This is a genomic window from Bacillus sp. CFBP9009 (genome assembly GCF_036541465.1).
Taxonomy (GTDB): domain Bacteria; phylum Bacillota; class Bacilli; order Bacillales; family DSM-1321; genus Peribacillus.
The window spans coordinates 86184-98340 of the sequence record NZ_JAZHFU010000005.1; the positions used below are offsets into that span (position 1 = coordinate 86184).

The following is a 12157-nucleotide window of genomic DNA, read 5'->3' on the forward strand; positions in this document are numbered from 1 at the left end:
TCCAGTTTACTTAAAGTCAACAAAGCGATCTCTAAACCTGACATGCAGCGAGGAACCTATCAAAAATAAGATGATAACGACTGCCCAGAAATAAAGGGTATATTCCCAATGCGCTATCAGATACCATGATTCCCCCAACAATGAAGCCCGATACCCTTCCACAATATAATATAGCGGATTCAGCTTCATGATGTTTAGTATGATAGGGTGCTCCTTAGCATCCAATACCCAAAGGATTGGTGTTAAATAAAACAAGACTTTCATTAAGGACACGATTATATTATGAACGTCACGAATAATGGTTGATAATGTTGAAGAGATTAACCCAATTGAAAATAACAGCAAGACCGTCGCGGCAACATAATACGGCAGTTGTATGATATAAACTGTAGGGAGGTATCCAGTAAAACCTAATAGGATGATGATGACTCCCAGCAGCATGAGGTGCTGATACAACTTCGCAAAGATGACATACGATGGAATGACACTCATCGGAAAGCTCATCTTGGATACCATATTCAGTCGGGAATAGACGGATTTGGACGTTTGGGTTATCGAAGGATTCACAAAGAACCAGACGACGATCCCTGCCATCAGCCATGGAAGGAAATTTTCCCCTCGATTTAAGATTATAAATCCGAATACAAACCAATAAATCGCAATCTGTATCATTGGATTGATGATTTCCCATAAGACTCCCAGGTAGTTATTGCTGTTGGCACTTTTCATCTCATAAACAGATAAACGCCTTACCAAATAAAAATTATTGATTTGTTCTTTTAAAACGGTCAAAGCTGAACTCATAAATTACACAGACCTTCCTAAAAACACTTTTTCTACGACACGGCGTGAAGCCTGGCCATCCTCGAGTGCACAAAACCGCTCGTGAAAATGATTGATATCATTGGTATTTTCATATTTCATCGTCTTGATACTATCAATGACCGCATCAGATGTTTTGACTAACAAACCAGGTGCACTCTTTTCGAAATCAAAGTAAAACCCGCGAAGCTTGTCCCTGTAATTTTCAATATCATATACATAGAAAAGCATCGGACGCTGTAAATTTGCGTAATCAAAGAATACGGAGGAATAATCAGTTATTAATAAATCCGAAATAAGATACAAATGACTAATATCTTCGTAACTGGATAAATCATAGGCGAATCCTTGATACGCCGATAAATCCAAGTTCTCGGAAACCAAGTAATGAAGACGGAGCAAAATGACATACTCCTCCCCCAATTCCCGTTTCATTCGATCCAGATCCAGTTTTATTTCGAACTTATATTTTCCCTTGCTATAAAACTCATCATCCCTCCAAGTCGGGGCATATAAAACGATCTTTTTCTCTATTGGTATACCCAACTTCTGTTTCAATGAGTCGATTGTATCACGATTATTCCCGTTGTAAAGGATATCATTACGAGGATAACCGGTTTCCAGAATTTTAGAGGTATCGACATTGAAGGCCCGGGCAAAGATTTCACTTGAATAAGCATTCGGTGAAATTAAATAATCCCATTTACTTGATTCGGCATGGAAATTTTCTTTATATTTATCCGTCGTCGTTCCAGGCATATGAACTTCATTCATATCCGCCGCAAGTTTCTTTAGTGGAGTACCATGCCACGTTTGCAAATAGATCGTGTGCTTCGGCTTCGGAATCCAAAGCGGGAGCCTGCTGTTCGTCACCCAATAACGGGCCCTTGTCATTTTGAGCAGCCAACTGAATGAAAAACGATCGAGATATGGAATGCCTGCCTCTTCGAAAAGAGCTGCATATTTTTTATCTACGCTCCAATACATTTTATATTCAGGATGGTTACTCTGCAAGTATTCATAAATCGCCCGGGGATTACAGCTATACTGCTTGCCCAAAAAGCTCTCAAAAATGACAAGCTTCTGGTCCACTGGCAACACTGTGCCAGCCAATGCAAAAGCCATTTTATATCCTCTTAAAATAATTGCTTTAGCCTTATTTTTAACTAGTGATAGAAAGGAAGGTCTCTTTGAGGTTTGTACTTTTCCATTTGACATATCCGATCTCCCTTTTTATTGATTAATGATCATTGAACCATGCTAATTTCAAACTAAAAATAAGCTCACCCAATAAAAGGGAGAGCTTATTTTTGGCGTACTTCTAACAGCTACTCCAAAGACTTAATTGCCAGTCCCAAATTATTTGCCACTGTTGTATAAAACTCCACATTTTTCTTATTATACGTCATCTTATTTTTCAGGATCCTTTTAATATTCACCAATTGATAATCATTGTAGCGAATGAACAACGTAAATAAGGACTTTTCCATTTTATCAATTTCATCCAATGAAACAGTGAAATGGCCTCTATTACCTTCTATTTGAACTCCGCAATTGATTTCATTATCGATTCTTGTCCTATCACGTATCAATACAGAATCTATGTTGTCTATATCATCACCATAAATCTCAAAACTTTGGTGATAGACATTATCCATGATAAAGGAATCCATTGCACGGGCAAGCATCGGTATCCTGACAAAGCGATATTCGCCTTTCAGAAATGGAAGTTCATAATATGGTAAACCATCTTTAATATGATACTTTTTATTGGAATCTCGCTTTAACCATTCAAATAACTTTACGAAATCCTCAATGCGATCGCCCATGAATATTTCAAGAGCCAATTTATAAATAGGCACCTTAAATTCATTCTTAAAGTCATATGACAAGTTTTTAGCAGTTTCGACAGCTTCCCTTAATATTTCTATAAAATCTTCTTTATTCTTGGATTTCACAAAGGTTTGGCTGTCGAACGTTTTTACAATATCGTACTCATAAATCCGGTTAAGGGCCACCTTTTTCAATTCAATGGCAATGTCCTTGGATTGAATATACTTTATTATGTCGATATCCGCTTTTCTTTTTTCCAACACATTCGTAACACGTGTTAAAGAAGAGGGATTTTCTGAAGTCCTATTGACATAATAAATAGGTTTTTTAGTAGTTGATACTGCTCTGACTTTAAAGAAAACATCAGTAAAAAACCATTTATCTTCACCGAATTTCATATTCGGAAAACCAATTTCATTTTCTTTAACCATAGGCAGATTCATCATCCTGGCCGTTGGACCCATATGATAAAAAAAGTGCGGAACATCCAGAGGGGTGATGCTTCTTCTTTCTTTAACGGAAGCAAACTCACCGATAACACTCTCTGACCCGGATTCGACTTTTACCGTTTTGCCCACCACATAATCATCACCGGATTCCTCCAGGATGTTATAGAGGCTTTCCAGTCCATCATGGGCAAGCCAGTCATCCGCATCTAAAAAAGTTATATACTTGGATGTTCCCAATTCTATTCCAATGTTTCTCGGGGTCCCAGGTGACCCATTATTTTCTTGAAGGGTGACTGAACAGATATTGTTATATTTAGCTGTATACTCTTGAATGATTTTATTGGTGCCATCTGTCGAACAATCATCAATGATGATATATTCAATCTGATCTAGGCCCATGGTTTGATTTATTACTGATTCAATCGTTTTCCTGATGAATTTTTCAGCATTATATGCAGCAGTGACTACAGTGACTTTTTTTTCTTTTCCTAAAAATTTATTTCTTAAGCTTACAGGATTATTTTTTATAAGGATATTGCCGCTCTTTAAAAGTTCCCTCGCTTTTTGACGCACCAAGAAATTCATACGATTCCTCTCCTTTTATATATCTAGAGGTAACATAGACGTTTCGACTCAGGCAGCCAAATTCACCAGTTACTTAAGCAACAATACCCTTTATTTTAGGAATCAATCATTAAAAAATTTATCCACGATTCTCTGTGTAGCTTTACCGTCCTCTATTCCACAATACTTCTCTCTAAATAAACCATATCTCTCTTTATATTGCATGTTTATATCATCGATATTGGTAATAGTTTCGATAATCTCTTCAGTTGTTTTTAAAAATGGACCTGGTGCTTCCTGTTCAAAATCCATATAGAATCCACGGATGTTATCTCGGTAATCTTCCAAATCATAAGTGTAGTACAAAATCGGCCGAGCAGTATTAGCAAAATCGAACATTACTGAAGAATAATCCGTAATCAATATATCAGAAATCAGATAAAGTTCCTGAATATCAGAATAATTGGATACATTTATCACGAAATCCTCAAATTCGCTCGGGATGCTGAGATTATTACTTATAACAACATGCATCCTTAACAACAGGATATATTCATCCCCAAGTTCTTCCTTCATTCTTTCCAAATCAAATTTCAGCTCGAAAATAAATTTATTGTTTTTCGAAGTTTGATTATCCCGGAATGTAGGAGCATATAAGATGACTTTTTTTCCTTTTGGTATCTTCAATTTTTCCATCACTGACTTGGCGATTATCGAAGAATCGTCCCTGTAAAACAAATCATTTCTTGGATATCCCGTTTCTAATATTTCCCCTTCATATTTGAAGGCACTTCTGAAGGCCTTGGATGCGTATGGACTTGGTGATACTAAATAATCCCAAGTTCTCGTTGCACCATGCACTCGATTTAAGTACCCCTCGTCTCTTCCTTGAATATTGTCTATATCAAATAGCATTTTTTTCAAAGGGGTACCATGCCAAGTCTGGATATATGTCGTTTCCTTCCGTTTGCTTAAATAGGTAGGGAAGTTTTGATTATTTATCCAATAACCTGCTTTGGCTAAATAATAATAGTATTCCGGACTTAAGCGTTTAATCAGCTTTGTATTCTTACCTTTTATCGGTAAATTGCCATTATACACCCAAACTTTTTTATATTTATTATCCCTTTTGACCAGTTCTTCATAAATATACTTCGGGCTATCGGCAAATTGCTTCCCTATCCCACTTTCAAAAAGAATAAGGTTCCGGTCAACCGGGATAACCTTGGACATGATTTTATAAACTTTTTTCATGACAGGGAAATACTTATCACTTTTCCTGAACCGATTCATAATGAGTTTCGATATCGGATGGTTATATAATTTAATTAGTGAATTTTGATCTTTTTCTGCATTTTGAATCACTTCGAATATCCTTGAATTAGAATGGACATCACGATATTTAATAAAACGGTTAGCCTTATCCATATACTTTTTCTTCATGACAAAATCAGTGTTGGCATATTCGGCTAATACACCTAACAATTCATCCAATTCATCAACGATTTCACCCGGAAGATCGTTATCCAAATCCAAATGTGACGGTCTTTTCCCTATGAAACGATCTCTATCAAATTGATAGTAAATTACCGGTTTATGCAGGAAACTAAAATCAAAAGCTACACTTGAATAGTCCGTAATCATAATCGCGCTTTCCTTAATTAATCTTTGGACATCCACTTCACCCTGACTGATCACCCTGACAGGGGCATCTTTAAAATAAGACGTGAACTTCTGCATATTAGGGTGAAGGCAAAAAATGATTTCAAACCCATTGTTTTTAGATAACTCATGTAAAACCGGGTGATTCACCAATTTCTGATACCTTTCAAAATACTCGCTTTCCAAAAATATTTCATCGGATGTAATCCAATCTCTCCATGTTGGAATGATCAATAATTGCCGCTTTGTTAAAACATCATCCTTGAACAGCGAGTCGAACCTCGAAAGTCCCGTCGTGAATACTTCTTTTTCGTTGTATCCAAAATCTGTTACAATCATATCCTTTTCGAAGTCTGAACTTACCAGAAAAACATCCGTACTAAAGCCTGAGACTGCATTTTTCCCGTAGTTTGCCACCATATTCTTCGTGCCCATAACACCATGTTGAAGAAATACCTTAACTCCCTTAACACGATTTTTAAATTCAGATGTTCTTAAAGGATATAAATAATCCGGATGATGTGATGAAATGATACGGGTCGATTCCATAGTCTTTTTAATATGATCCTTTGACTTGAAATAAAGTATATTTCCAAAGGGCTCGACATTCTTGGCTTCCACTGAATTTTCTTCTATTACATAATACACTTCTTTTTCTGGGTGGTTTTCCCTCATATATTTAAAAAAGTGATATCCGGTATCCTGGGCTTTATACGTTCTTTCTCCAATTAGCCAGACATCCTTTTTCTTTTTAAATAAAGCCAAAAATCGCCTCCACCCCATCATCCTTTTTAAATATCGATAACTTTCCGTAGAGAAGTTAAACACTTCCAATGATAAATTGGATGCTTTAAAGGTATAGTATGGATTGACGATAGCAACTCCATTATTCGAGCTGACATCGGTCTCTTTAGTAAATAATTTAGTTCTGGTGGTTGGTCTTCCGACGCGTACCATTTTCGGCTCTTCCTGATCATGCAAATGTAATTTCATGTAAATGTCATATACATCATCTACCAAATCCGCACTGACTAATTGTTCTAAATCCAATCTCAAATCATATATATAACGATTCAGTCCATATTTCTTGATATTCATTTCCTTATTATGAATAAAAGAGATATTTGCCTGATATTCTTTGTCACTTTGTCTTCCTTTTACAAGGCCCTCACCTTTTATGATCCTTGAATGCTTGGTGAAAATTTGACCATTAATTTGCATGGTCTTCGATTTGTTTTTGATTTTTTCAATTTGAGACTTAATCGAAATTTTAGGGGTTTTATTGAAGTAAAGAGATAAATTCCCTTTATTTGTTATAGAGAATATACTTTGTTTATCTTCATAGTTATAAATACTCAAATTGTTCATGTACGTTTCCTGAAAACGCCCTAGACGAATTGGATATTCGATATTAACTTGTTCGTTCTCTTCTACATATTCAGCTTTATGCTCGATATTAAGTATCGTTTTTTTGCTCAGCTTTTCAACTGGAACGGAAACCTTTATATAACAGTCATAAACAGTCGGTTCATCACCTTCTAATTTCCGCATTAAATCTTTCAAATCTACTTTAAACTCAAATTTAGATGAACTCACCGATTCAGCTATTTTTATTTTTTGATCTTCGTACTCCCTAGAATATAGCCATAGTTCTTTTGCGCAATAATGTTCTATTGAAAATTCCCCTTTTATCAACAGTGTATCTTTCTCTTGCGCAATGGTCAGAACTTGTTTCAGCTTAATTTTAGGAGTTTTTTTTGCTTTCCCTTTTCCAAGAAGCTTTTTAATCATTTTAGACCACCTATTACAAATTATTTAAATAGAAACGAATCATTCAATGTACTTTAAAATCATAAACTTTTTTGGCTTTTTCCTCAATATCATTAAACAAACAGGTGAACTGCCGTATATTACCTATAAATCCTCTAATAAACAAAAAAGACAATATTGGTTAGCTCATAGTCGAAAACGAACATACTAAAACTAAAAAACATTCCGTAAATATAAGACTTCCAAGGAAGGACTGCCGTTCTTCCATGTTGCCAGAATGGAAAGGGAATAGCAAAAACAATTCTCTTAATTGCATAGAAGTCTTCTTGACATCAAAGTTAACGCTTTCAAAACAATACTTGCACTTCATTAATTGGATCCTTAAAAAATGTTAGGCGATAGATTTATTGCCTATACATGCCCATCATCTGTCCTTCATACAATTCTGCCGCTTCACCTTCACTATTAGAAAACAGGGATTAATGAAGCTCCTCTAGTTGTTCTCTCCTAAACGTGGTAAAATTGTGAATGGCTTATTCTGATTGCAGCAAGAATAATGAAATTTTTCTTATCTATCGTTCATCAGCTTACTTCAAGTAATGTGAAAAAAATTATTTTTAAATACCATTCAGTATAAACCATACATCCATATAGACACCTTATTATGCCCTACAAATTATTCAACATTTAATTTTAGCTTAAAAAATAATATTTAATAATCATCAATGTAAAAATTGTGGTTTATTTGTAAAAAAATTGTGGTTTATTTGTAAAGCTATTAAGTTATAATTAGTTAGAGAAAGTCATTGCCTAAAAATATAGGAAAACAACAAGCAGAATTGAAATGCTAGTTGCCTGTTTTATTGTTCCATTTCATATTCTAATAGACCAAATATATATTAATTTGATTAAATAACAGTTTAAGAGTTTTAAAGGAGGAATAAAAATGAAGAAAGTAATCACTTACGGAACCTTTGATTTGCTTCATTGGGGTCATATCAATCTATTAAAACGCGCTAAAGATTTAGGGGATTATCTGATCGTTGCCATTTCCACGGATGAATTCAATGCTTTAAAAGATAAAAAAGCTTATCATAGCTTTGAAAACAGAAAAATGATCCTTGAATCAATCCGCTATGTGGATGAAGTTATACCGGAAGACAATTGGGAACAAAAGAGGGAAGACATCGTTCGTGAAGGTGTAGATATCTTTGTAATGGGTGATGACTGGAAAGGCCAATTCGATGAATTATCCGAAGTTTGTGAAGTGGTCTACCTTCCAAGAACAATCGGCATTTCGACTTCCCAAATTAAAGATGACCTTTTACAAGTTACTAATGGCTAAAGAATTCGCGATAGGGATTTATCTTTTTTGTTTCAAAGTTTTATTCTCTATCTTTAAACTTTTCCCTTTATATGACAAAACGACCTTTGTCACATCATTCGGGGACAATTGCCAATATATCGCAGATGAAATGGACAAGCAGGACATTTCCGTTCAAAAAGTGTTTTTAATGAAATCGAGCAGTTCCATACAAGTTAAGGACGATGGGGAAACCATCGTCCTTCCGTTTGAATCAAAAAATATCGTTGCCATGATCCGATCGGTTTATCATCTGGCTACATCAAAATGGATTATCATCGATAATTATTTTGGCTTTCTTTCAGCTATTGCATTCAAAAAGCAAGTGACATGTGTCCAAGTTTGGCATGCGGCCGGTGCCGTTAAGCAATTCGGGGCAAAAGACCCTTCCATTCAAAACCGTTCAGCCGGTGCAAGGAAAAGATTTTTAGATGTATATGACAAATTCGATTATGTTACGGCAGGTTCAGAGAGAATGGCCGAGATTTTTCAAGAAAGTTTTCAACTGCCGGCATCCCATATCCTAAGGACCGGGATACCTCGGACCGATTTTTTTTTCAATGATGAATCAAGAAGAAATGCCCGTAATGCTTTGCTGGACAGGTATCCAGAACTTGAGCATAAGAAAATAATCCTGTATGCCCCTACATTCCGTAATGACGGCTTGAACAGCGGAGAGATTGCACTTGATTTGGAATTGCTCTACAAGGAACTTCAGGGCGAAAATTATGCGTTATTACTAAAACTGCATCCAGCAGTTAATGCAGAGCATGATTTACAAGATAAATTCCCGGGATTCATTTACCCTGTCGATAGTGAATTTCACGTTAATCAACTGCTTATCAGTACGGATCTTTTAATAACCGATTACTCTTCGATACCATTTGAATTCTCTTTCTTGGAAAGACCCATGATATTCTTTGCATATGACTTAGAAAAGTATGTGCAGGAACGGGGATTCTGGGAGGATTACTCCTCTTCCATGCCCGGACCAGTGGTATCTACCACAGAAGAGCTCTTAAAGAAAATCCGTGCCGCCGATCATTCATTACTGATGATCGCTTCCTTTAACCAAAAATGGAATGAATACTCCACAGGAAATTCAAGCAGGAATTTAGTCGATTTCCTTTTTAAATAAAACACCCACTTCGTAAAACGAAGTGGGTTTTCATTTTTTCCAATGGAGATGCACATCCAAAAACAGGTTTATTTTTACATATAATGACAAACGAAAAAGAAAAACTCCTCAATGTGAAAAAAGACTCACAATATAGAAAATATTGTAGATTACATTACTCAAACCTCACCAATATAAACCAGTAAAATACTACTATTTTCCCCTTGTAACAAAAATGTAATATGTTTAAACCTATTTATTTTGTTAGAATAGGGAAAAAGACATATTAGAGGTGGAAAATTGTGAAAAAAAGTGTTGTCGCATTTTCGACATTAGCCATTTTATCTTCGACTTTTGTTTCTCCTGCCCTTGCCGGTACATATACTGTCAAAAGCGGTGATAACTTAAGTAAAATCGCCCAGAAGCATCATACGACGGTAAAAGACTTAAAACAGCTTAATAACTTAAAATCAGACTTTTTGAAAATCAATCAAAAATTAATTACACCCAACTCCAAAACAACATCCAATGCTTCTTCAGTTTCCGTGAAAAAAACTAAGAAAACCACATATACCATTGTTTCAGGTGACACCTTAACCAGGATAGCAAACAAGCATAACCTTACACTTGCTGAATTGATGAAACTGAATAACTTAAAATCCGATAGAATTTATGCAGGTAACAAACTTATCGTATCTAAATCAACCACTACCACTACCATTGATTTACCCGGCAGCTCCAAACCATCCAATGTTACACAGACCCCAGTCAATTCGTCTACATACATTGTGGTAAAAGGTGACACCCTTTCCAAGATTTCCAGAAAAACCAACTTGACTGTAACTCAGCTTAAATCAATCAACTCTTTAAAGTCCGATTTAATCAGAGTGGGTCAAAAGCTAAAACTAAGTAAATCGGCAAGTACTGCCCCAGCGGATAAAAACGATGAGGGAAAAGTGGAAGCCCCAAGTTCGGGGAACAAAGTGGCCAAGCTCGTTTCCGAAGCAAAAAAATTAATTGGTACACCATATTCGTGGGCGGGTTCCTCCCCATCAGGTTTCGATTGCAGCGGATTCATTTACTATACATTCAAGAAGGCTGGGTATGACGTACCGAGGCTTTCATCTTCCACATATTATGATATGGGTAAAAAGGTTACTTCACCGAAAAGCGGCGATCTTATCTTCTTTGCAACAGGTTCCAATAAATCAGTGGTAAGCCATATGGGAATCTACTTGGGCGGCGGGGAATTCATTCATGCCTCATCAAGCAAGGGAGTAACAATCAGTACTACTTCAAACTCTTATTTCAAGAGTAAAATCATCGGTTATAGAAGTCTATAAGATTTACTTGCCAGACTTTCTCTTAAAGTCTGGCAATTTCATGTAAAAGAATCATAGCTTCTTTATCTCTGGCTATACAAATTACGAAACAATCGAATGATGTGCCAACGAAGGAATTCGGTTTCTCTAGAATCCTTCGTTTTTTTTGGATAAAAAATGGTAAATATGCACTCTAACTACAAAAAGAAACTATTCTATTTTTGACAAAAAAAAGGTATAGTTAAAAATACCGACTAGGTACTTTTTCACACCTTCCATTTTGTGGGATGGTTAAGGGAGGAATATTAAATGAGATCCGAACATAAAAAAAAGAAAAAGAAACGCAAAACGTTTAAAATAATCGGCTTCACCCTTCTTATCCTTTTCATTGGCGCAGGTGTTTATGGCGCTTCAGTTTATCAATCATTTGCTGGTGCGATTAGCACTATGCAGGGTACAGCCCATAAAACGGATAAACGGGTAGAGGACATCAAGTTTAAAAGCAAAGATCCATTTTCATTGCTGATTCTTGGTGTGGATGAAAGAGAAAATGACTCAGGTAGATCAGATACGATGATTGTCATGACGGTTAATCCTAAAAAAGAATCGATTGAGTTATTGAGTTTACCGAGGGATACTCGTACAGAGATCATCGGTAAAGGTATAAATGATAAAATGAACCATGCCTATGCATATGGCGGAGTTGCCATGTCGATAAATACAGTGGAAGCTTATTTGGATATTCCGATTGATTATTACGTCAAAATGAATATGGAAGGCTTTCAGGATATTGTGAATGCTGTTGGTGGCGTCACAGTCGATAATGATATGGACCTTGCCTATAAAGGCTATACTTTCAATAAAGGCACAATCGACTTAAATGGTAAAGAGGCCTTGATTTATTCCCGAATCCGTAAGGAAGATCCCCGTGGGGATTATGGACGGCAAATGCGGCAACGCCAGGTTATCCAAGCTGTCATGAAAAAAGGGGCAAGCCTATCGACACTTACCAATTATGACGATATATTCGAAGCTCTAGGTAAAAACGTGGAAACCAACTTAAGCTTCAATGAAATGTTGAGCATCCAAAATAACTACAAATCATCCCTCAAAAATATTGAACAATATACACTTGAAGGTGACAATCAACGGGTAGATGGCGTTTGGTACAACATCGTTCCGGAAGATACAAAGCTTGAAGCCCAAAACCGTGTGAAAACGCATCTGGGATTATAATGAAGGGAGGATGGCTTTT

7 protein-coding genes and 1 pseudogene are annotated in these 12157 nt (G+C 36.1%); 4 read left to right on the forward strand and 4 right to left on the reverse strand.

Annotation, left to right across the window (positions count from 1 at the left end; all coding sequences use genetic code 11):
- Positions 1–6 precede the first annotated feature (6 nt).
- The 4 genes and pseudogenes from V3595_RS15215 to V3595_RS15230 form a co-directional block, all read right to left on the reverse strand.
- Positions 7–804: an ABC transporter permease gene (locus tag V3595_RS15215; protein ID WP_101223780.1), complete on the reverse strand. Its 798-nt coding sequence runs from the start codon at positions 802–804 to the stop codon at positions 7–9.
- Positions 805–807: 3 nt separating this feature from the next.
- A pseudogene (locus V3595_RS15220) lies at positions 808–2013 on the reverse strand (CDP-glycerol glycerophosphotransferase family protein); the annotation flags it as partial.
- A 137-nt stretch (positions 2014–2150) separates the two neighbouring features.
- The gene (locus V3595_RS15225) at positions 2151–3689 is read right to left on the reverse strand and encodes a glycosyltransferase family 2 protein (protein WP_485908075.1); all 1539 of its coding nucleotides are present in this window, start codon (positions 3687–3689) and stop codon (positions 2151–2153) included.
- 102 nt (positions 3690–3791) lie between these two features.
- On the reverse strand, positions 3792–7121 hold the full coding sequence (locus tag V3595_RS15230; protein WP_485908077.1) for a CDP-glycerol glycerophosphotransferase family protein: 3330 nt from the start codon (positions 7119–7121) through the stop codon (positions 3792–3794).
- 925 nt (positions 7122–8046) lie between these two features.
- Here V3595_RS15230 and tagD point away from each other — a divergent pair.
- From tagD to V3595_RS15250, 4 genes are all read left to right on the forward strand, one after another.
- Complete coding sequence (gene tagD, locus V3595_RS15235) at positions 8047–8445, forward strand: glycerol-3-phosphate cytidylyltransferase (protein WP_057278149.1); 399 nt, start codon at positions 8047–8049, stop codon at positions 8443–8445.
- Positions 8438–9601 carry a CDP-glycerol glycerophosphotransferase family protein gene (locus V3595_RS15240; protein WP_485908079.1) on the forward strand — a complete coding sequence of 388 codons (1164 nt, stop codon included), beginning with the start codon at positions 8438–8440 and terminating at the stop codon, positions 9599–9601. Before tagD ends, V3595_RS15240 begins: the two co-directional genes overlap by 8 nt.
- Before the next feature lie 281 nt (positions 9602–9882).
- Positions 9883–10923 carry a C40 family peptidase gene (locus V3595_RS15245; protein WP_485908081.1) on the forward strand — a complete coding sequence of 347 codons (1041 nt, stop codon included), beginning with the start codon at positions 9883–9885 and terminating at the stop codon, positions 10921–10923.
- Between the two features lie 288 nt (positions 10924–11211).
- A complete protein-coding gene (locus tag V3595_RS15250) occupies positions 11212–12138 on the forward strand; it encodes an LCP family glycopolymer transferase (RefSeq protein WP_485908083.1) in 927 nt (308 codons plus the stop codon).
- Positions 12139–12157: the final 19 nt, after the last annotated feature.

Bases quoted from the DNA above. Each gene is read 5' to 3' on its own strand.
- V3595_RS15215 (WP_101223780.1), bottom strand. From the start codon at position 804: ATGAGTTCAGCTTTGACCGTTTTAAAAGAACAAATCAATAATTTTTAT.
- V3595_RS15225 (WP_485908075.1), bottom strand. From the start codon at position 3,689: ATGAATTTCTTGGTGCGTCAAAAAGCGAGGGAACTTTTAAAGAGCGGC.
- V3595_RS15230 (WP_485908077.1), bottom strand. From the start codon at position 7,121: ATGATTAAAAAGCTTCTTGGAAAAGGGAAAGCAAAAAAAACTCCTAAA.
- tagD (WP_057278149.1), top strand. From the start codon at position 8,047: ATGAAGAAAGTAATCACTTACGGAACCTTTGATTTGCTTCATTGGGGT.
- V3595_RS15240 (WP_485908079.1), top strand. From the start codon at position 8,438: ATGGCTAAAGAATTCGCGATAGGGATTTATCTTTTTTGTTTCAAAGTT.
- V3595_RS15250 (WP_485908083.1), top strand. From the start codon at position 11,212: ATGAGATCCGAACATAAAAAAAAGAAAAAGAAACGCAAAACGTTTAAA.